This is a genomic window from Methylobacterium sp. CM6247 (assembly GCF_054817925.1).
Map to the genome: position 1 here is coordinate 5,185,929 of NZ_JBTXKX010000003.1, position 21,387 is coordinate 5,207,315.

Consider the following 21,387-nt stretch of genomic DNA (forward strand, 5'->3'; position numbering starts at 1 on the left):
CGAATGAAGCCGCCTATTCACGCCAGCAGAAGGGCGTTTGATATCGGCACCTTTCTTCGATCAACCGGCGCCGTTATGGCGACACTTCCCGGACCACCGCTCGCCAGAGCGTCGGGTGTCCGGGAAGGGAGAGAGGCGGCCTAATACAATCCGCCTGCCTGCGCCGCACGGTCTGCATCCGCAGGCGCTGCAGCGGGCGCGGAAGGTGCCGCTACATAGGCGTCCGGCGGGGCAGTACCCGGCTTGAAGGCTTCGAGGATCGTACCTGAACCCTCGCCCGAGCCGGCGCGCATGCCGGAGGCGACATTGACGCGGATCAGCTTGATCCCCGGGGGTACGCGGAAGGGGGTCGGTGGCTTGTCTTTGAGAGCCTGCTTGAGGAAGTCGAGCGCGATGGGCGCCGACAACCCGCCGCCGGTGGCCCGGTCGCCGAGTGAGCGAGGCTTGTCGAAGCCGAGATAGACACCGACCGCGAGATCCGGCGAGAAGCCCACGAACCACGCATCCTTGGCGTCGTTCGTCGTTCCGGTCTTACCGGCCAGGGGCTTCCCAACCTGTTTCAGGATCGTCGCCGTGCCGCGCTGGACCACACCCTCCATGATCGAGACCATCTGGTAGGCCGTCAGCGGATCGAGGACCTGCTCTGAATCGTCCACGAGCTTGGGCTCATCCTGGCCGGACCACTTCTCGGCATCGCAGCCAAGGCACTTACGGTTGTCGTGCTTATAGATGGTCTCGCCGACGCGGTCCTGAATCCGGTCGATCAAGGTGGGACGGATGCGGCGGCCACCATTGGCCAGCATGGAATAGGCCGTGACCATACGCATGACCGTGGTCTCGCCGGCCCCAAGGGACATTGGCAGGACAGGGAGCATGTCGTCATAGACGCCGAAGCGGCGGGCATATTCGGCGATGAGCGGCATGCCGACATCCTTGGCCAGCCGAACGGTCATCAGGTTCTTCGAATGCTCGATGCCGTAGCGCAGCGTGTGTGGACCACCCGACTTGCCGTCATAGTTCGAGGGCGACCACGCTTCCTGGCCTGGTCCAGCCTCGATGGTGATCGGTGAATCCTGCACGATCGAGGACGGGGTGTAACCATTGTCCAGGGCCGCCGAGTAGACGATCGGCTTGAACGAAGAGCCCGGCTGGCGCTGGGCCTGTGTCGCTCGGTTGAACTGGCTCTCGTCATAGGAGAAGCCGCCGACCATGGCGTGGACGCGCCCGGTGAACGGGTCCATCGCGACGATGGCACCAGAGATTTCTGGGCGCTGACGGAGGCGATACTGTCCGCGACCGCCGTCTATCGCTTCGACATAAATGACATCACCGGCGTTCAGCGCGGCCGAGGGTGAGCGACCGGTCCAACGAGTACCGTCAGCGGCGATTGTTCCGGTCTCGCGCTCCTTCGAGACTTGGCCAGAGGCTTCGCGGCGGGGCTGAAGACCGATCTGCGCGACGCCGCCCGTGGTGCTCAGGACGACGGCAAGCCGCCATGGCTGCACGTCGCCAAGGCCCGGAACTTCCGCTACGGCGAGGCCCCAATCACGACCAACGAGATCGACCTTGGCCTGCGCACCGCGCCAGCCATGCGACTGGTCGTATCGGATAAGGCCGTCCACCAGTGCCTTGCGCGCCCAGGCCTGCATCTTTGGATCGAGGGTCGCGCGTACGGAGAGGCCACCCTCATACAGCTTCTTCTCGCCGTAGCGCTCGGTGATCTCTCGCCGGACCTCTTCGGTGAAATAGTTGGCGTTCGCCGCGTTGGCAAAGGCCACGCGCGGGTTCACGCCCAGCGGCATCTTGCGGGCAGCCTCACCTTCTTCCTTGGTGATGTACCCGTTCTGGGCCATCAGGCCGATGATCTCGTTGCGGCGGTCGAGGGCCTTCTGGGTCTGACGGTAGGGGTGGTAGTTGTTCGGGCCCTTCGGCAAAGCGGCGAGATAAGCGGCCTCGTTGATGGTCAGCTCGTGGACGGACTTGCCGAAATAATCGAGCGCCGCGGCGGCAACCCCGTGTAGGTTGCGACCGGGAACGATGGTGCCGAGGAAGATTTCGTTCAGATAGAGTTCGAGGATCTTGTCCTTCGAATAGGTCGATTCGATCCGAAGCGCGATCAGCGCCTCCTTGATCTTGCGGTCGAAGGTCTGCTCGTTGGTGAGCAGGAAGTTCTTCGCCACCTGCTGTGTGATGGTCGAGGCGCCCTGCTTTTTGCCGCTCTTTGCATTGGTCAGAATTGCGCGAACGACACCTTCGGGGTCGATGCCGCCATGCTTATAGAAATTCTTGTCCTCGGCCGAGAGGAAGGCCGCCACCACGACCTTCGGCATCGCCTGGATCGGTAGGTAGAGACGGCGCTCGTTGGCATATTCGGCGAGCAGGCTGCCATCCGCCGCGTGGACGCGGCTCATCACCGGCGGCTCGTAATTGGCGAGCGCGGCGTGGTCGGGCAGGTCCTGGCTGTAGGTGTAGTAAAAATACGCCCCGGCTGCGGAAAGCAGTACGAACAGCATCGCACCGATGCTGAACAGGAAGCCGAAGAAACGAAGGATGAAGCGCATCCGGGTCCCGTCCGTCGATGATCTGCCGCTGCCGGTCCGGCCGAGAGGCGAGGATGACCGAGACCTCGATTATCCCGGAACGGCAAGAGTGACGCGACGACCCGTGATCGACCGGAGGCGGTGGAACGCCTGTTCCGAGGCCGGGGCGCCGTGAGCCCCGGTTTCACACCGTATCTATGGTGAAACTGGGGCGATTGCCGCAGAGCGGCGCGGCGGCACAGGCCGGGTCAGCGAAGTGCGGTTGGCGAAGAACGCGTCGATCGCCTTCGCCATGCCCCCGGTGACGTCAGCGCGCCAAGCTTCGGATTGAAGCATCTCAAGGTCGCGCTTGCTCGACAGGTAGCCGAGCTCAACCAGCACCGAAGGCACGTCGGGAGAGCGTAGGACCACGAAGCCGGCCTCACGATGAGGCTTGTTGCTCAGCTCCATCACGGGGCTGAGATAGGACATCAGCCCTTTGGCGAAGCCCGACGAGAAGGTCCGCGTCTCGCGCAGGGTCAGTTCCTGGAGGATGTCGGCGATGTGGCCGGGGCCTTCGCTGGAATCCGTGCCGGCGGTCGAATCCGCCTTGTTCTCACGCTCAGCGAGCTTGGCCGATTCGGCGTCAGTGGCCTTCTCGGAGCCGGTATAGATGGTGGCGCCACGCACCTGCGGCGCGGAGGAAATGGAATCGGCGTGAATCGAGACGAAGAGGTCGGCGCTCGCCTCGCGGGCGATCCGCACGCGCTCTGACAGCGGTACGAACACGTCACGATCTCTGGTCATCCGGACACGGTAACGGCCGGAGGCTTCGAGCTTCCCGACAAGAGCCTGGGCGAAGCCGAAGACGATGTCCTTTTCAAAAACACCGCTGGGGGCGATAGCGCCCGGATCGATTCCGCCATGGCCAGCATCGATCATAATGAGTGGTCGGGAATCGGTCGGCTCCGCCACGGCTTCCTTTCGGCTTGGCGGAGATGGGTCGTTGGAAACGGCGGCTCGGCGGAAGGCGTCGCGGTCGGCTTTCTGGAACTCGACCGTCAGCAGAATGGCGCCGTCACGCGTACGTGTCGTCGTCTCGATTCGTCCGACTGTAGCTGGTTGCGCGAGATCAACGACGATGCGGGAGCGTCCGGGCGCAAACAGGCCGTAGCGGAACGAGGAAACCAAGCCTTCGCGGCGGCGGCCGGTTTCTGGCCCAAGCTGAAAGTTCACTTCCGCGAGGTCGATGACCGCCCGGTCCGGCCGCTCCATAACGAAGACGCGTGCCTCGATGGGCTTTGACAATGTCAGGGTCAGCTTCGTCGAGCCGCCCGAACCGGCGGAAAGATCGGCGGCAATGGCGACCGCCGATTGTTGGCTGGATGCCGCTGGGTTGGTTCGCAGACCGTCCTGGGCCACGACCGGAACGGCCGTCGCGACGACACACAGAATCAATGCGGAACGGAGCAGGCGAGCGAGAGGCAGCATCGGTCCGGCAGTCGTTGTCCTGGAACCATAAGGTCCTTCGGAAGCGCGAGCGTTGGTTAAGGGATACGATCGGGATGGTTAACCGTTCCTATCGTCCCTGATTCGCAAAGTGGCTAGGATGGTGCCGTGGGGCGACAGGTGCGAGCCGGATGCCGCGCACCCGACCACGGCGGCAAAGTTGAGACGGCGGCTGCGTTGCTGCTTGCCAAGCGCCCGCGACGATCTGTAATGGTAATGTCCCTTCCTGGGTGCCGTGCGGTCGTCACCGTGGCCCGCGGGTGCGTCATGGCCTTTCGCCGCGGCGCCTCGCAGTCGGCTCTCCGCGTCAAGTTCGCCGGTAACTTCAATCCGGGTGGGTATCGGTGCATGCGGCGATTGTTTCGCCGAAGCGCCGTTCTTGAAATCAGCGGCCGGCAATTGCTCGGCTTCAAATTATTCGTGAGGTCAGGGAGCGGATGGGCGGACGCACAGCATCGGTTGCCGTTGCTCGTGTTCAAAGCGTACGCGTTTCGCGTGGCGCCGGTTCCCCGTCGGCCCTGGCCAGGTTCAACCCCAGTCGCGCCGATCACCGGCGCCTAGCGGCGGTTGACGGCAATCCCTTCCTTAAAGCCCCCTTGGCCCGCTTCTGTGGGCCTAAGCGTGCTCTCCCCTCGACGGCCGATGGGCCGGGATCGGGCAGCGCCTCGCCGGGACAATTCGGCTGCAGAAGGACGACGTCGACCGCCATGAAAGTTCGTCATGGCCAACAACAACAAGATGCTCATCGATGCGATGCACCCGGAAGAGACCCGGGTCGTCACAGTGCATGGTTCTCGGGTTGAGGAGTTCGACTTCGAGGCGGCGAACCGCCGGCAGCTTCGGGGCAATATCTACCTCGCGAAGGTGACCCGAGTGGAGCCATCGCTCCAGGCTGCGTTCATCGAATATGGCGGCAACCGCCACGGCTTCCTCGCCTTCAGTGAGATTCATCCCGACTATTACCAGATCCCCCTCGCGGATCGTCAGGCACTGTTGGAAGACGAGGCGAGGGATGCCGAGGAGCATCGCGAGCGCGAGGAGCGTAAGCCACGCCGGCGCTCGCGCGGTCGCCGCGCTGAAGCCGCATCCGCCAAGACCAGCGATACGGTGAGCGTCGAGGACGTGTCCGAGGCCGTCGCGGCGCGTTCTTCCGACGACGCGACGCCGCAGGATCACACACCGCAGAACAACGAATCGGGTGAACATCCCATCGTGCCCGAGGCTGTCGGGACGCCTGATTCTGTCGTGTCCTCGGAGAATACCGTCGACGAGTCTGTGAAGGACGAGGCCAGTTCAGCCGATCCCTTCGCGCCTGACGCCACTTTCATCGAGCCCGGTTCGGACGCGTCGTCGGACCTGCCGTCCGCATCCCTCGAAGGCGAGGCTGCTGCTCCCGTCGAGGCCCCTGCCCTCAACTTGGAGAGGACGGCTCCCTCAGAGGATGCTGTTGAAGAGCCGTCGCCTGAAGCCCATCCGGATGCCTCGGTTGCCGAAGACGAGACCGATGAGGACGACGATTCCGATGAAGACGAATCGGATGAGGACGATGATTCGGACGATGAGGACGACTCCGATGACGAAGATTCGGACGACGAGCATGAAGGCGAGGATGGCGAGCACAAGATCGCCCAGGTAGGTGGCAACGGCGACGCGCTGGCCGAGATCCCCGAGCGGCCGCGCACCTATCGCCGTCATTATAAGATCCAGGAGGTCATCAAGCGTCGCCAGATCATCCTGGTTCAGGTCGTCAAGGAAGAGCGCGGCACCAAAGGCGCGGCGCTCACCACGTACTTGTCGCTGGCGGGTCGGTATTCCGTGCTGATGCCCAATACCGGTCGTGGCGGCGGCATATCCCGCAAGATCACTTCGGCAGCGGACCGTAAGCGCCTCAAGGAAGTCGCTCAGGATCTCGAAGTGCCGGAGGGCATGGGCGTAATCCTTCGCACCGCCGGTGCGTCTCGGACCAAGCCCGAGATCAAGCGCGATTTCGAGTATCTGATGCGCCTTTGGGAGAGCGTTCGCGAATTGACGCTGTCCTCATCCGCGCCGGCCCTGGTCTATGAGGAAGGCTCACTGATCAAACGCGCGATCCGCGACCTCTATAACAAGGATATCGACGATATCCTTGTGGCTGGCGACGAGGCCTACCGCGAAGCACGCGACTTCATGCGCATGCTGATGCCGGGCCAGTCCAAGGTGGTGCAGCCCTACCGGGACGCGACGCCGATCTTTGCGCGCCACGGTGTCGAGCAACAGCTCGACGCGATGTTCTCGACCCATGTGACACTCAAATCCGGCGGCTACCTCGTCATCAATCCGACGGAGGCGCTCGTCTCCATCGACGTGAATTCGGGCCGTTCGACCCGCGAGCACGACATTGAGGATACGGCGCTCCGCACCAATCTGGAGGCGGCCGAGGAAGTCGCCCGCCAACTCCGTCTGCGCGACCTCGCTGGCCTCGTCGTCATCGACTTCATCGACATGGAGGAGAAGCGCAACAACCGCGCTGTCGAGAAGAAGCTGAACGATTGTCTGAAAAACGATCGCGCCCGTATCCAAGTCGGTCGGATCTCGCCGTTCGGTCTGCTTGAAATGAGCCGCCAGCGCATTCGCACCGGCATGCTCGAGAGTTCGTCGCTCCCCTGCGTCCATTGCGGCGGTTCGGGCTACGTCCGAGCTACGGCATCGGTTGCCCTGCAAATCCTGCGCGCCATTGAGGAATCGCTCCTCAAGAGCACGACGCACAACCTTATCCTGCGTACCCGTACCGAGGTGGCGCTCTACATTCTCAACCAGAAGCGCGCGCATCTGCGCGAGCTGGAGATCCGCTTCGGCGTCAGCGTTACCATTGCTGCAGACGAGCGCTTGGCCGCGACATCCGCGTTCCAGCTCGATCGAGGTGAGCCGGCGATCCGAAGCGAGGGGCCAGCAACCGGTATCCGCGCCGTGGCGATTTCGCCCCAGGTGGATACCGAGGACGATTTCGACGGCGACGAGGAAGAAGAGGCCGTCGTCGAGGCCGAGGCTGAGGCGTCCGAGGTTGACGGTTCGCGTGAGAATTCGAGTGACGGCAATGGCGAGGGGCGCTCCGGTGGCCGCCGTCGCCGTCGGCGCCGTCGGGGTGGTCGTCACGAGACCGGCGAATCGACGGGTGAGCACTCCGCTAGCGGCGACGATCATTCCGGTGACGAAGACGCCGATGGAGAGATTCAAGATCTAGGCGATCAGGCCGGCGAGGCTCAGGACAATACGGCTCGCGAGAATGCGGCCGACGAGATCGTCGTTGGGGATGCTCCGGACAGCGAGACGACGCCCCGCTCCGAACTGTCAGAAGACGAAGGCGCTGGCCGCCGACGTCGCCGCGGACGCAGGGGTGGACGCGGTCGGGATCGTAACGAGAGCCGCCCGCGCGACGATGCCGATGAGGAGCAGAACGTTTCAGACCCCGTCCAAGAGGGGGCTCTGGTTTCGGTCGATTTTCCGCCAGATGCATCGGAAGCGGCACTCGCACCTGTTTCGGTGGACCTGCCTATTGCTGACGAACCCTCGCTCAAGCCAATCGAGGCGGCGACTCCCGAGGCCCCGGACAACCTTCACGATACGTCTACATCGGACTTGTCCCCTGAGCCGGCTCCGGCGCCAATTCCTGCTCCCGAGCCGGTAGCGGTGGTGCTGACGCCGATCGATCCCGATCGTCCGAAGCGCGCCGGATGGTGGTCGCGGACCAAGGCTGCGCTCACAGGCGAATAATCCAACCTCCAACGACGCCGAGCGAACCAAAATGGGCCGCATCCTAACTGGATGCGGCCCATTTCATTTCCGGCTCCGTGTGCACTGTGCGAGACCACCGCGGGCGACTGGCCACTCGGCCTCATTGCAGATGAAGGTTCTTAGTGACGGTGATACTTATTGTGCATTTCAAGTATATTTCTTGCGCATATTGCACATGTATTCGTCTATTTTTGTTTTTTTCAATAGATCCCATGTGATTGGTGGGCTCTGTTGCAGCAAAGTCATTTTTCTCAAAGGCGTAGTCCCTTACGGTCAAGCTTGAGTTAGGGGCGAAAGATATGACGTCAGAAAAGACAGTCATCATCCCAGCCTTCACTGGCGCTAGAAAACCGAGCTGTTTGCACGTCGGTCTAGAAGCCCGGGGGATCTCATTGAAATGGGGTTTGTGTCGCCACAGCCCCTTCGGCGACCACTAGAAGGATCGGGCCATGCGCCGTTTGTACACATCACTCCTGGCCTTCAGTACGCTTGCGAGCGTCGCTGTCTCGCCGACGATTGCAGCCGATCTTTCCGTACCCAAAGTCATGCCGGTCGAGGCGAAGGCTGCCGATCCGCTGATCGGCTTCTCGTTCGGCTCTCGCTACCAGACGGATTATATCTTCCGCGGTGTGTCTCAATCGAACCTGCAGGGCAGCTACCAGACCTTTTTCGAAGCACAGTTCTTGAACAACTTCGCCTATGCGGGTTTCGCGACTTATCAGACCCGCCTACCGACGCGACCAGACATGGAGTTCGATCTGATTGCCGGTATTCGCCCGACCTTCGGTAAGTTCGCCTTCGATCTCGGTATTCTGTACTACTTCTACCCGAACGAGCAGCAGGTCGTCCTGCCCGGCGGTACGGCGTTCTCCACCAAGAATTCTGATTTCTACGAAGCCGCTGGAAAGATGCTGTACACGGCGACGGATGCGCTGACGCTCGGTACGAACGTATTCTTCTCGCCGAACTTCTTCGGCACGCACGCCATCAGCACCTATGCTTCGGGTACTGCCGCTTACGCGTTGCCAGCCTCACTTTTCCCTTTCCTGCCTGAAGCCTATGCAGGCGGGTTCTCGCTGTCGTCAGAACTCGGCTACTTTTTTCTCGGTGCTGCAAAGAATTCCGCTACCGGATTCAACGCGGATATCGGGCGGTTCAACTCGATCAACCTGCCCAGTTACCTCTATGGGAACGTCGGCCTGTCCTACACCTACAAGAACATCGTTCTCGACGTACGCTACCACAACACCGATCTGACCAAGACCGAATGCGCCGTCTTCAGCGGCGACTTCCGCCAGGTTACCAATGGCGGGACCTCGAAATGGTGCGGTGACGCGGTGATCGGTTCAATCACGTTCCAGACCTCCACGGCGGCCCCGGGCATCTATGCCGAGCCAGGCGGATTCCTGAACCTGTTCCGCTAAGCATGGCGCTCAGATACAAAAAATGGCCCCGGAGCGCTTCGGGGCCATTCTCATGTCGATGGCCAAATGCCTTCACCCGAGCCAAGCCTTCAGGCGACGAACTGCCTCTACGCAATCCCGTTCGGACCCCGCGAAGGAGAACCGCACATGGTGGCTTCCCTCCGCGGCGTCGAAATCAAGTCCCGGGGTCGCGGCCACACCGGATTGCTCCAGCATCCGGCGACAGAAGGACGATGCGTCGTCGGTGAGGTTGGCGACGTCGGCATAGAGGTAGAAGGCGCCATCGGCCGGATGGGTACTTCCCAGGCCGAGAGAGGGAAACGCGTCGAGCAACAATGCCCGGTTGGCGGCATAGCCGAGGCGAATCGCCTCCGCCTCTTCCATCGCGTCAAAGGAAGCCAACGCCGCCACCTGCGACAGGTAGGGCGCGGAGATGTAGAGATTCTGCGCTAATCGCTCGACGGGACGAGCTAGCCAAGGCGGAACCACCATCCAGCCAATGCGCCAGCCGGTCATGCAAAAGGTCTTCGAGAACGAGTTGATGACGATGGCATCGTCATCGAACTTCAGTGCGGTTTCGGTGGGCATACCGTAGCTGAGACCGTGGTAGATTTCGTCCGAAATGAAAGGCAGCCCCAAGTCGCGGGCCGTGGCGCAGAGTTCCGCGAGCCGGGCAGGCTCGATGACCGTGCCGGACGGGTTGGCGGGACTCATCACCAGGATGCCGGAAAGTGAGTCGCGATGATGCATGGTGCGCAAAGCCTCACTCGTTGGAGCGAAGCGGTCTTCGTCCCGCAGCGTCATAGGCACCGGAACGAGATCCAATGCGTGGAGAATGCTGCGATAAGCGGGATAGCCCGGTTGTGGCACCGCAACGCGCGCGCCTGCATCGAACAGTCCGAGAAAAGCCAGCACGAAGCCGGCTGAGGAGCCGCTGGTGACGACGATCCGATTGGGTGACACTATGACACCATAGGTGTCGCGATAATGCCGGGCGATGCGCTCGCGCAGGGCCGGAATCCCACAGGCATCGGTATAAGGTAGCCTGCCGGTTTCCAAAGCACGCTGTGCAGCCTCGATCACACGACGCGGCGCGGGAGCCGAAGGCTGGCCTATTTCCATATGGATCACGCCGTCACCCTGCCTGTCACGCAGAGCAGCGGCGGCCATGATGTCCATGGCGAGAAAGGGTGCTACGCGGCTTGCGCGCAGTGAGGCTCTCGCGGCAATGCTGCTGTCGGGGCGATCGGCGGCTGATGTCATGGTGCTGGCTTACTCCCCTCCGCCCTCCTCTTCCAGGCAGCTTACCCATTCCTCGCCGCCACGGATTATGGCGCATCGGGCGATGCGATTGACCCGCCGCCGCGAAAACGCCTAACCCGGCGACTAACGACCGGTCGTCCCGAGCCGGATCACGGCCGACGGGACGCGACCCCGCGAGGATCAATGCGCCTGCTTCGCCACTTTATTTCGTCCGTCGCCCTCGCTGGCGCTCTGACCTCCGGCGTTTCGAACGCTAATGCGCAGGCGCCGGCTCCCGCTCAGATGGCCCCGGCTTCGGCTGCAGCCTTCACCGATGTGCAGCGCCAGGCGATCGAGGCGATCATCAAGGATTACCTCGTCAAGAATCCTGATGTTTTGCAGGAGGCCATCGCCGAGGGCGAGCGCCGCCAGCAGGAGACACAGAAGCTGGCCCAGGCCGCCGCGCTGAAGGAATCCCGCGAGGCCCTCGTGAACTCGCCGCACGGCGTGGTGGTCGGCAATCCGTCCGGCGACGTCACCCTGGTGGAGTTCTTCGACTATAATTGCGGCTATTGCCGCAAGGCGCTCGCCGACATCCAGACGTTGGTGAAGGGGGATCCCAAGCTGCGGGTCGTGCTGAAGGATTTCCCCGTCCTCGGAGCGGAATCACTGGAAGCCAGCAAGATCTCGCTGGCGGCCAAGCAGCAGCTCAAGGGCGAGAAGCTGTTCGAGTTCCACGTCAAGCTCCTGGAGAGCAAGGGGCGGGTCAACGGCGAGCGCGCGGTTGCGCTTGCCAAGGATATGGGCCTCGACATCGCCAAGCTGCAGAAGGATGCACAGGGAGCGGAAGTGAAGGCGGCGCTGGCAGAGAATGTCGGCCTCGGCGACAAGCTCGGTCTCTCCGGTACGCCGGCCTTCATCATCGGTGAGGAGATCATCCCCGGTGCCGTGGGTGTGGAGCCGATCCGCAAGACCATCAGCGATATCCGCCAATGCGGCCACGCGAGCTGCTGAGGCGCATCATGCCCGGCGATTGCCCGGGTAATGCACCTGTCGCTTCCGGCGGCGATCGTCTAGGACCACCGCCCCGGCTGATTGGTACGGTCGGCGCTTCGAACGCGATGTCATGATCCCGATCCACGTCCTTCATGGACCGAACCTCAACCTCCTGGGACGCCGCGAGCCAGGCATCTACGGGACCGCCACGCTCGACGACATCGAGCGCGACCTGCGTGCGCGCGCCGAAACCCTCGGCGTCACGTTGACCGTCCGCCAGACCAACCACGAGGGCGAACTGGTAGGTTTCGTGCAGGAGGCGGGCCTTGTGGGCGCCGGGGTGCTTATCAACGCCGCCGCCTACACCCATACCTCCGTCGCCCTACGCGATGCGATCGCCGGCAGTGGTGCCATCGCGGTTGAGGTGCATCTCTCGAACGTGCATGCGCGCGAGGCCTTCAGGCATGTTTCGCTCATCGCACCGGTCTGCGCTGGAATCATCTGCGGTTTCGGTCCGCACAGCTACGGTCTGGGTCTGGAAGCCCTGGTGCGGTTGCTCCAGGCTCGCCTGCCGTCTCTCCCTTCTCTCCTGTCCGATGCTTCGTCGGACGCCAACTCTCAAGACTGACCGGAATGGCCAAGGTGCCGATGCCTAAGAACGAACCTTTCGATCCCGAGCTCGTACGCGAACTCGCCAAACTCGTGACCGAGACGGATCTGACCGAAATCGAGGTGGAGAAGGGTGACCTGCGCATCCGCGTGGTCCGTCGGATCGAGCCTGTCCACGTTCAGGTGGCTGCTCCCGCCCCTGCCCTGGCGACGTCGGCTCCCGTGGCGGCTGCGGCGCTTGTCGCCGGCCCCGGCACCGCCGGTGATCGTACCAAGGCCGGGGCGGGACACCCTGGAGCCGTACCCTCGCCAATGGTCGGTACCGCGTATCGTCGACCCTCCCCGGATGCCAAGGCCTTCGTCGATATCGGCTCAACAGTCGCAGCTGGCGAGAAGCTCCTTCTGATCGAGGCCATGAAGACGTTCAATGAGATCGTCGCCCCCCGCGCCGGAACGGTGACCGCGATCTTCTTCGAGGATGGGCAGCCGGTCGAGTTCGGCGAACCTCTCCTCGTCATCGAGTGATTGCGCGTCCCATGTTTGAAAAGATCCTGATCGCCAATCGCGGCGAGATCGCCCTTCGCGTCCTTCGCGCGGCCAAGGAACTCGGGATCGCCACCGTAGCGGTGCATTCCACAGCTGATGCCGATGCGATGCATGTGCGGCTTGCCGACGAGAGCGTGTGCATCGGGCCCCCGTCGGCCCGGGACAGCTACCTCAACATTCCGTCGATCATCGCCGCCTGCGAGATCACGGGGGCGGATGCGGTGCACCCGGGCTACGGATTCCTGTCGGAGAACGCCCGCTTCGCTGAGGTGCTGGCCCACCACAATATTGGTTTCATCGGCCCCAAGGCTGAGCATATCCGCATCATGGGTGACAAGATCGAGGCCAAACGAACGGCAAAGCGTCTGGGCATCCCTTGTGTGCCGGGCTCCGAGGGTGGGGTCGACGATCCGGTAGAAGCCAAGCGGATCGCGGCCGAGATCGGATATCCCGTGCTGGTGAAGGCCGCCTCCGGTGGGGGTGGCCGCGGTATGAAGGTGGCTCGGACGGAAGCCGATCTCGAGCAGGCCCTCGATATGGCGCGCACCGAAGCGAAGGCGGCTTTCGGTGACGATGCGGTCTATCTCGAGAAGTATCTCGAGAAGCCGCGCCATATCGAAGTTCAGGTTCTTGGTGATGGCCGAGGCCGGGCCGTCCACCTCGCGGAGCGCGATTGCTCGCTCCAACGGCGGCACCAGAAGGTCTGGGAAGAAGGCGGCTCGCCGGTGATCGACGAGGCGACTCGCGCCGAGATCGGCGGCATCTGCGCCAAGGCGATGCAGGAGCTCGAATATATCGGCGCCGGCACAGTAGAATTCCTCTACGAGGATGGTCGCTTCTACTTCATCGAAATGAACACCCGCATCCAAGTCGAGCACCCGGTCACAGAGATGATCACGGGTGTCGATCTCGTGGCCGAGCAGATCCGTGTGGCCGCTGGCCTACCCCTCTCCGTGACGCAGGACGACATCAAGGTGTCCGGGCATGCCATCGAATGCCGGATCAATGCCGAACACCCGGCCACCTTTCGTCCATCGCCTGGTCTCATCACCTACTTCCATCCGCCGGGTGGACTCGGCGTCCGCGTCGATTCCGCCGCCTATCAGGGATATCGCATTCCGCCGAACTACGATTCCCTCATTGGGAAGCTTATCGTTCACGGGCGCACCCGCCAGGAATGCCTCATGCGCCTGCGTCGCGCCCTCGATGAGTTCGTTGTCGCCGGCGTCGACACCACGCTTCCGCTCTTTCGCACACTCGTGCGAAATCCGGAGGTCCTCGACGGAGCGTACGATATCCATTGGCTGGAGGGTTTTCTCGAAGCTGGCGGTCTCGCGGACGCCGCAGTCTGAAGAGGTTCTACAATCGGCTAAGCGGAACTGCTCCGCTAGAAGCTCGTTCTTTGGGTGAACAGTTTCTCATTGTGCGCAATCGAGCGTGATTGTTTCACCGTGATGAGAACAGGAATCAGCAAGGACGAACTTCATGCGTATCGCAAAGCTCACTGTCGCCGCCATGCTTCTCGCAGCCTCCCCGGCTCTGGCGCAGTCACCTTCGGGTAACGTCTCGCAGCCGGAACGGGCCGTACCGCAGGCTGGCACGACCACGGGTGGGCCGCTCGACAACCCGTCGACGCGCGATATGCCGCCGGCCACGGGCAGCACGAGCCGTCCAGCCGGGGAGAACGGAATGTCGCCGGGTGCCGGCGCGGTCGATTCTGCGAAGGGCGGCAATGCCGATCAGACGAACAAAGGCATGGGGGCCAATACCGGCTCGACCTCCGGCGGCCCCGCCCGCTAATTGCTCGTAATTCCAAAGTGACGATACAGAACAGTCGGCCTCAACAGGTCGGCTGTTTTGTTTTGCCGGCCTCTGAAATCGTAGCTCATTCTCGATTTGTGTGGATGAGCACGATGACGGATATTCCTACCGTCGTGATTTGGAAAGCGAGGTAGTCATTTTATCCAAAAATCACTGCACTGGCGCCTATTAAGAGCAAAATACGGTTCTCTCTCCGTCATCCATAGCATGGCGGTCATTTGATGTGGTTTTTCACCCCCGGTGGGATGTGACACATCGCCGGCTCAATATCTCCGGAACGTCTTGGGTCGTCAGAGCTTATTCGACCAGTCCGGCCCGGCCAGCGCCTTTCTATTCTTACCAGGCAGCCACCGAGAGGCCGATCCTCCTCCTACCGACTGAGTTCCAATCATGCGCACCCTGACACTCGCCCTCGTGGCTGCTACCCTGAGCGCCACCGCCGTTCTCGCCCAGGCGCCATCTGACTTTGTTGGTGCGTCCGACAGGATCGTACCGCTAGCGGGTACCAATGGTGTCGACGCAATCGATCGCCCGCCGGTCTACGGTACTTATCGCGATGCAGAAGGCCGTATCGACGTTGAGGACACAGGAAGTGTCCGCGGCGGTTCCTTCAACTCCAACCGTGAGGCCTTGTTCGAGGATTCTGCGAAGGGCGGCAATGCCGAGCAGAACCAGCGCTCCTACCCCAACCTTGGCACGACCTCGGGCGGCCCGGAATTCTGAGCTCGGCTCGTTTAAAACGTAAGTGGGCGGAGCGGAGGCTCCGCCCTTTTTCGTTGGGCGCGACGCTGGGTAACGTTTTGTTGCTCTGGCTTTCGCGCGCGGGAGACGTCACATTAGTAGCCATGCACCACGACCACGACGGCGATTGCGTGGACATCACTCCGCAGATCCTGTTGAAAGCCTATGCCGCCGGCATCTTCCCCATGGCGGAGGATGCCGAGGACCCGACGATCTACTGGGTCGAGCCGAAGGCTCGCGGCGTCCTGCCAATCGACTATTTCCACGTTTCGCGTCGGCTTGCCCGAACCATTCGATCCGACCGTTTCGAGGTGCGGACAGATTTCGATTTCGATGGCGTCATCTCGGGCTGTGCCGCTCCGCGAGGCGATGGCGATAAGACCTGGATCAATGCGCGCATCCGCGAACTCTACGGCGCACTTTATGATGCAGGCCACGCACATACGATCGAGGTCTATGCCGAAAGTCGGCTGGTCGGCGGGCTTTATGGCGTTTCGCTCGGAGCGGCCTTCTTCGGCGAGAGCATGTTTCACATCTCCCGCGACGCTTCGAAGGTTGCCCTCGCGCACCTGATGGCCAGACTGCGGAAGGGCGGATATCGCCTCGCCGACACACAGTTCGTCACGGACCATCTGATCCAGTTCGGAGCCGAGGAGGTTCCGCGCCATGTCTACAAGCGTCGCCTCGCCGAGGCGATCGCTGCCGAAGCAGTTTGGGACGTTTGGCCCAGGGAACGGGCGGTCAGTGGCGAGGAAGTGCTTGCCTCGCTCGCTCAGGCCCAGGAAACCTGAGTCGCGAGCCGCATTAGCGACCTCGATCGAGCGCCATACGAAGTGCGAGGCTCCCCAGGACGCCCCCCATGATCCAGCGCTGGGCCTTCAGCCATCCGGGATTGCGGGACAGGAAGACGGCGATCGATCCCGCCGCCAAGGCGATGAGCGCGTTCACCGCGATGCTGATCACGATCTGAACGGAGCCGAGCATCAGCGTCTGTCCCAGCACCGAGCCGCCCGTTGGCGTCACGAATTGCGGCAGCAGCGCGAGGTAGAGCATCGCGATCTTTGGGTTGAGGAGGTTGGTGAGGAAACCCATGGCGAAGAGCCGCGTCCGGCTGTCGGGGGCGAGCCGGCTCACCTCGAACGGCGAGCGACCGCCGGGCTTCAGGGCCTGCCAGGCGAGATAACCGAGATAGAGGGCGCCGGTCAGCCGCAGCGCGTCATACGCGTAGGGGATCGCAAGGATCAGCGCCGTGATGCCGAACGCCGCGCACAGCATATAGACGACGAAACCCAGCGCGACTCCGCCGAGGGAGACCAGTGCCGCCGCGCGGCCCTGGCAGATAGCGCGGGAGACCAGATAGGCCATGTTCGGCCCCGGCGTCAGTACCATCCCAAGGGAGACGCCCGCGAAGGCCAGGAAGGTGACGGCATCGGGCATGCTGGGGAACTCCGTTGCCCGGCCGATCCTACCGGAAGATCGCGTCGAAGATCGATTGTGGCTGCGGCGGCGGCGCTGGGGCCGGGCCTTCATTCGTCGGGAAGAACTTGCGCGAGGGCTTCTGCTTGGGCTGTACCGGAACGCCACGCGGCGCTTCCACGTCGACCTGCCCGTTTGGATTGACCTGCTGAGCCGTCCGCGTCGGGTCGGCATTTTTCTGGCGTTTCGTCCTTTCCGGCTTCGACGCCATAGCAGGCACGTCCTCCTGCTCTCGGGCCTCGGCGATGATGTCGTTGCCGCCTTTGCAATCAACGAGCCATACATCGTAGATCGGATGCTCGATGGCGTGGAGGCCCGGGCTGGCCGCGAACATCCAGCCAGTGAAGATGCGGCGGTACTTATTGTCGAGGGTCACCTCGTCGACTTCCAGGAAGGCCGTTGTCTTCGGGCTCTCAGTCGGCGGCCGGCTGTAGCAGACGCGCGGCGTCATCTGCAGCGCGCCGAACTGCACGGTCTCGTCTACAGCGACCTCGAAGGACACGATCCGCCCGGTGATTTTGTCGAGGCCGGAGAACACGGCGGTCGGGTTCTTGATCTTGTCGGCGAGGGCCTGCCCCGTCACCGGCAGTCCGAGCGCCATCGCGCCCGCGAGCATGAGGCCGGCCCTCAGGGCAGTGTGCAATCGGCGTTGAACGAGCATGCGGCTTACCCGGAGCGGGACGATGAGGCGTCTGCCCTAAGCCAGGGCGGTCGCGATGTCATGCAACGATAGACAGACCAAGCATGGTGTAAAAAGGGCGGCGTGCCTGTCCATCGGTGTCGGGCGTTCGCCGCCGGCGCTTTACCACTGCGGGCCGAGGAGGGGGAGCCAGATCGCCAGCGCCGCGAGGGTGACCAGTAGGACCGGCGGGGTGATCGCCAGCCCGATCTTCATGTACTGGGCCCAGGTGATGGTCTGTCCCTTCGCGACCAGCACATGCAGCCAGAGCAGAGTGGCAAGGCTGCCGATCGGGGTGAATTTCGGGCCGAGATCGCAGCCGATCACGTTGGCGTAGATCATCAGTTCGCGGGTCAGTGGCGACAGGTCCTGGGCTTGCTGGATCGACAGCGCGCCGATCAGCACGCTCGGCATGTTGTTCATCACCGAGGACAGGATGGCGGCGGCGAAACCGGTGCCGATGGTGGCCACCCACGGCCCCTGCCCGGCCAGCCAGGTGAGGCCCTTGGCCAGTTCGCCGGTGAGGCCGGCATTCCTGAGGCCGTAGACCACCAGATACATGCCCAGGCTGAACAGGACGATCTGCCAGGGCGCGCCGGTCAGCACCTTGCGGACCGGGATGATCCGGCCCCGCAGAGCGAGGACGAGCAGCAGCGCGGCACCGAGGCCGGTCACCGCCGAGACCGGCACGCCGAGCGGTGCGGTGAGCGTATAGGCGAGCAGCAGCAAGCCGAGCAGCGGGAATGCAGCCCGGAACACGACGGGATCGCGGATGGCGTCGCTGGGCGGTTCCAACGCGTGCATCGGATAGGCTTCGGGGATGTCGCGCCGGTAGGCGAGCCACAGAACCACCAGGGTCGCGGTAAGCGATACGAGGTTCACCGGCACCATCACGGCCGCATAGCGCCCGAAGGGCACGACGAAATAATTTGCCGATACGATGTTAACGAGGTTGGAAATCACCAGCGGCAGGCTCGTCGAATCGGCGACGAAACCGCAGGCGACGATGAAGGCTAAGGCTGCTGGCGGTTTGAAATCGAGCCGCAACAGGATCGCGAGCACGATGGGGGTCAGGAGCAGAGCCGCACCGTCATTGGCGAAGACCGCCGCAATGGCGGCGCCGAGCAGAATCACAAGGGGGAACAGCCGCCGGCCCCTGCCGCCGCCCCAGCGGGCGATGTGCAGGGCCGCCCAATGAAAGAACCCGGCCTCGTCGAGCAGCAGCGAGATGAGGATGAGGGCGACGAAGGTGAAAGTCGCATCCCAGACGATGTGCCAGACGATCGGGACGTCGCCCGGCTGGATGACCCCGGCGGCGAGCGCCAAGGTGGCCCCGGCCAGGGCGCTCCACCCGATCCCGATCCCTTTCGGCTGCCAGATCACGAATACCAGGGTGACGAGGAAGATGGCGAGCGCAAGCATCCGGGTCGTTTCTCGTGATGAGTCGAACCGCGCTCAGGCGGTGGCGACGCGGCGTCCATGCTCGTCCACCACCCGCTCACCATCCTCTTTGACCAACTCGCCGTGCTGGACCGGCAGAAGGTCGAGCACAACCTCGGAGGGCCGGCACAGGGCGACGCCCCTCGGCGTCACCACGAGCGGGCGGTTGAGCAGGATCGGATGCGACGCGATGGCGTCGAGCAACTCCTCGTCCGTCAGGGTCGGGTCGCTGAGGGCGAGCGACAGGTAGGGTGTGCCCGTCTCGCGCAGGATGTCCCGGACACAGAGCCCGGCCCGGCCGAGCATCCGGCGGATCAGGTCCGGGTTCGGCGGGGACTTCAGATACTCGACCACATGCGGCTCGATCCCGGCATTGCGGATCATCGCCAAGGCGTTGCGGGACGTGCCGCAATCCGAGTTGTGGTAGATCACGACGTCGAACGGTTCAGACATGGGTGCGGTCTCCATAGGCCTCGTCGCTGGTGGGACTGGGACAGGCGGCGAGCGCGTTCACGGCCGGTGCGCAGACCTCCGCTCTGCCCCGGCAGCAATCGCGCATCAGGAACTCGATCAGCCCCGACAGGGCCGGATAGGTGGCGCTGTAGATGATCGATCGGCCGTCGCGCCGGGATTGGATCAGCCCGGCATGGCTCAGTTCCTTGGCGTGGAACGACAGGTTGGTGCCGGAGACGCCGACCTCGCCCGCCAGCGCGCCCGCGCTCAACCCGTCCGGACCGGCGGTGACCAGGGCGCGGATGATCCGCAACCGGTTCTCCTGGCCGAGGGCCGCGAAAGCCGCGACGGCTTGCCGTTCTTCGATCATCGATGCAATATCTCAATCATTATTGAAATATAAGGGAAGATCGATCCTTGGACAAGGCCGGACAGCCCTTCACCGACGGATTGCCAAGCCTCAGCGAATCCCATTTCGCGGTGCCGCTACCGGAGCATCTGCGGATCAACGAGCCCTTCAGCCACGCGCCGCGCCTCCTGATCCTGTACGGGTCGTTGCGTGAGTGGTCGTTCAGTCGATTCCTCGCCCACGAGGCTGCGCGCCTGCTTGAAGCCATGGGCGGCGAGGTACGCATCTACGACGCAGATGGCCTACCCCTGCCGGATGACGCCACCGCCGCTCATCCGAAGGTGCAGGAGCTGCGCCGGCTCTCGCTCTGGTCGGAGGGGCAGGTATGGGTGTCGCCCGAGTGCCATGGCACCCTGACGGGTGTGATGAAGAGCCAGATCGACTGGTTGCCCCTCAGCGAGGGCAGCGTACGCCCGACCCAGGGGCGCACCCTGGCGGTGATGCAGGTCTCCGGCGGCTCTCAGAGTTTCAATGCGGTGAATGCCCTGCGCCTGCTCGGACGCTGGATGCGGATGATCACGATCCCGAACCAGTCCTCGGTGCCGATGGCCTACAAGGAATTCGACGAGGCCGGCCGGATGCGGCCGGGGCCGCTCTACGAGCGCGTGGTGGATGTCTGCGAGGAACTGATAAAGTTCACGCTCCTGACGCGCGAGAGGGCCGACTACCTCGTCGACCGCTACAGCGAGCGCAAGGACCGCCAGCCGGAGCGGCTGAAGGAAGTCGCCGTGGATACAGGCTTTGCCAAGCCTCCGGAGGCGCCCTGAGTCACAAAGGGATAGCTGATAGGCGCCGCCCCGCCGGGCGCCGCCGGATTGAGATGCCGGTTCGCGCGGGCTCCGGGTTATTCCGGGCTCCAGGCCGCGTAATCGCCCGCCGTCAGCGGCTTGGAGCCGGGATTGAGCTGAGAGCCCTTCGGCCGGTAGGCCGAGCTGGTGCCGGTCAGATTCTCCACATGCGGCTTCTGCCATTCACGCGGGATGTAGGTCTCCTCGCTCGGAGGCACGTCGCTGTTGTGGCACAGCCAGCCGCGCCAGCCGGGGGGTACCTTCGAGGCGTCAGCATAGCCGTTATAGATCACCCAACGGCGCTCCGGGCCGACCGAGCGATCGATCAGCGGGCCGAGCGCCTTGTAATAGGTGTTGCCGAAATCGTCAGTGCCGACGAGCTGGCCATGCCGGGCCGTCATGAGAGCGAGCGACATGGTCTGCCCGTTCCACCACGTGAAGATCCGCAGAAGCGTGTCCTTGAGAGCCATCGCACTTGCCTGAACCGGACCGGCTCGACCGCCCGCCCTTCGTGGGCCGGACTATGGTGAGGGGCCGATGCGAAGTCCAGCTTTTGTCGGGTCCTGCCCACCGGTCCGGGCGGGACCGGTGCGGCCGGAATCCCACATCGCGGGCTTCTTAACCAAACGCTTACTTTGACCGACCCCCGCCCGGCCTGTGAACCGAAAATTTTCCGCGCCGAATCCTCCAAGCCGAAAGGACACTTATCGGTGTGGCCGCGATATCCACAGGTTTCTAAGCAGAACCACAACATCTAGCGCGGAACGTAGCCGGCACATACAAGTTGTTGACGGGAAGGCCCCGGTCGCGATAGCGTTCGATGGTCACCGGAGCGGTCGAGTCCGCTGGGTGGTTCAAGACATTTCCGGCCAGGGGACAGCGCATCGCGAGCGTTCGCGGGCGCTCGCCTTCGTCAGACTCAGCAAGAATTCGGCGGCGCGCGACGCGGCGTCGCCATCGATAC

The 21,387-nt window shown here is 63.2% G+C and carries 19 protein-coding genes; 10 read left to right on the plus strand and 9 right to left on the minus strand.

The features are described from left to right. Positions 1 to 140 precede the first annotated feature (140 nt). Entirely contained in the window at positions 141 to 2,561 is a 2,421-nt protein-coding gene (locus ACYQOP_RS25605) for a penicillin-binding protein 1A (protein WP_207412408.1), read from the minus strand. 174 nt (positions 2,562 to 2,735) lie between these two features. After that, positions 2,736 to 4,010 carry an N-acetylmuramoyl-L-alanine amidase gene (locus ACYQOP_RS25610; RefSeq protein WP_461224907.1) on the minus strand — a complete coding sequence of 425 codons (1,275 nt, stop codon included), beginning with the start codon at positions 4,008 to 4,010 and terminating at the stop codon, positions 2,736 to 2,738. Positions 4,011 to 4,748: 738 nt separating this feature from the next. Between ACYQOP_RS25610 and ACYQOP_RS25615 the strand changes: the two genes are divergently transcribed. Next, positions 4,749 to 7,778: an Rne/Rng family ribonuclease gene (locus tag ACYQOP_RS25615; protein ID WP_461224909.1), complete on the plus strand. Its 3,030-nt coding sequence runs from the start codon at positions 4,749 to 4,751 to the stop codon at positions 7,776 to 7,778. Positions 7,779 to 8,248: 470 nt separating this feature from the next. Continuing rightward, positions 8,249 to 9,223 carry a TorF family putative porin gene (locus ACYQOP_RS25620; protein ID WP_461224911.1) on the plus strand — a complete coding sequence of 325 codons (975 nt, stop codon included), beginning with the start codon at positions 8,249 to 8,251 and terminating at the stop codon, positions 9,221 to 9,223. Between the two features lie 72 nt (positions 9,224 to 9,295). On the opposite strand, the gene ACYQOP_RS25625 is transcribed toward ACYQOP_RS25620, so the two are convergent. Further along, entirely contained in the window at positions 9,296 to 10,486 is a 1,191-nt protein-coding gene (locus ACYQOP_RS25625) for a pyridoxal phosphate-dependent aminotransferase (protein WP_461224912.1), read from the minus strand. A 183-nt stretch (positions 10,487 to 10,669) separates the two neighbouring features. Between ACYQOP_RS25625 and ACYQOP_RS25630 the strand changes: the two genes are divergently transcribed. The 7 genes from ACYQOP_RS25630 to aat all read left to right on the plus strand — a co-directional run bounded on the left by ACYQOP_RS25630 (position 10,670) and on the right by aat (position 15,969). Further along, positions 10,670 to 11,479, plus strand: a complete 810-nt coding sequence (locus ACYQOP_RS25630) for a DsbA family protein (RefSeq protein ID WP_056430642.1) — start codon at positions 10,670 to 10,672, stop codon at positions 11,477 to 11,479. 112 nt (positions 11,480 to 11,591) lie between these two features. Further along, entirely contained in the window at positions 11,592 to 12,089 is a 498-nt protein-coding gene (gene aroQ / locus ACYQOP_RS25635; protein ID WP_461224914.1) for a type II 3-dehydroquinate dehydratase, read from the plus strand. Between the two features lie 20 nt (positions 12,090 to 12,109). Beyond that, positions 12,110 to 12,595: an acetyl-CoA carboxylase biotin carboxyl carrier protein gene (gene accB, locus ACYQOP_RS25640; RefSeq protein ID WP_461224916.1), complete on the plus strand. Its 486-nt coding sequence runs from the start codon at positions 12,110 to 12,112 to the stop codon at positions 12,593 to 12,595. An 11-nt stretch (positions 12,596 to 12,606) separates the two neighbouring features. Continuing rightward, positions 12,607 to 13,968 carry an acetyl-CoA carboxylase biotin carboxylase subunit gene (accC, locus tag ACYQOP_RS25645; RefSeq protein ID WP_056430648.1) on the plus strand — a complete coding sequence of 454 codons (1,362 nt, stop codon included), beginning with the start codon at positions 12,607 to 12,609 and terminating at the stop codon, positions 13,966 to 13,968. A gap of 133 nt (positions 13,969 to 14,101) precedes the next feature. Further along, entirely contained in the window at positions 14,102 to 14,416 is a 315-nt protein-coding gene (locus ACYQOP_RS25650; protein ID WP_056430650.1) for a hypothetical protein, read from the plus strand. A gap of 411 nt (positions 14,417 to 14,827) precedes the next feature. Next, positions 14,828 to 15,160: a hypothetical protein gene (locus tag ACYQOP_RS25655; protein WP_461224918.1), complete on the plus strand. Its 333-nt coding sequence runs from the start codon at positions 14,828 to 14,830 to the stop codon at positions 15,158 to 15,160. A gap of 122 nt (positions 15,161 to 15,282) precedes the next feature. Beyond that, entirely contained in the window at positions 15,283 to 15,969 is a 687-nt protein-coding gene (gene aat, locus ACYQOP_RS25660) for a leucyl/phenylalanyl-tRNA--protein transferase (protein ID WP_461224920.1), read from the plus strand. A 13-nt stretch (positions 15,970 to 15,982) separates the two neighbouring features. Here aat and ACYQOP_RS25665 read toward each other — a convergent pair whose 3' ends face one another. The 5 genes from ACYQOP_RS25665 to ACYQOP_RS25685 form a co-directional block, all read right to left on the minus strand. Further along, complete coding sequence (locus ACYQOP_RS25665; protein WP_461224922.1) at positions 15,983 to 16,615, minus strand: LysE family translocator; 633 nt, start codon at positions 16,613 to 16,615, stop codon at positions 15,983 to 15,985. Between the two features lie 28 nt (positions 16,616 to 16,643). Next, positions 16,644 to 17,315: a DUF2155 domain-containing protein gene (locus tag ACYQOP_RS25670; RefSeq protein WP_461224924.1), complete on the minus strand. Its 672-nt coding sequence runs from the start codon at positions 17,313 to 17,315 to the stop codon at positions 16,644 to 16,646. Positions 17,316 to 17,456: 141 nt separating this feature from the next. Continuing rightward, positions 17,457 to 18,755: an arsenic transporter gene (locus tag ACYQOP_RS25675; protein WP_461224926.1), complete on the minus strand. Its 1,299-nt coding sequence runs from the start codon at positions 18,753 to 18,755 to the stop codon at positions 17,457 to 17,459. 33 nt (positions 18,756 to 18,788) lie between these two features. Further along, a complete protein-coding gene (gene arsC / locus ACYQOP_RS25680) occupies positions 18,789 to 19,226 on the minus strand; it encodes an arsenate reductase (glutaredoxin) (protein WP_461224928.1) in 438 nt (145 codons plus the stop codon). Next, entirely contained in the window at positions 19,219 to 19,596 is a 378-nt protein-coding gene (locus ACYQOP_RS25685) for an ArsR/SmtB family transcription factor (protein ID WP_207412395.1), read from the minus strand. The genes arsC and ACYQOP_RS25685 overlap by 8 nt, the downstream gene beginning before the upstream one ends. 47 nt (positions 19,597 to 19,643) lie before the next feature. Here ACYQOP_RS25685 and arsH point away from each other — a divergent pair, with 47 nt between their 5' ends. Then, the gene (gene arsH / locus ACYQOP_RS25690) at positions 19,644 to 20,402 is read left to right on the plus strand and encodes an arsenical resistance protein ArsH (RefSeq protein ID WP_461224930.1); all 759 of its coding nucleotides are present in this window, start codon (positions 19,644 to 19,646) and stop codon (positions 20,400 to 20,402) included. Between the two features lie 77 nt (positions 20,403 to 20,479). Here the strand turns inward: arsH and ACYQOP_RS25695 are convergent, their stop codons facing one another. After that, complete coding sequence (locus ACYQOP_RS25695; RefSeq protein WP_461224932.1) at positions 20,480 to 20,893, minus strand: NADH:ubiquinone oxidoreductase subunit NDUFA12; 414 nt, start codon at positions 20,891 to 20,893, stop codon at positions 20,480 to 20,482. Positions 20,894 to 21,387 lie beyond the last annotated feature (494 nt).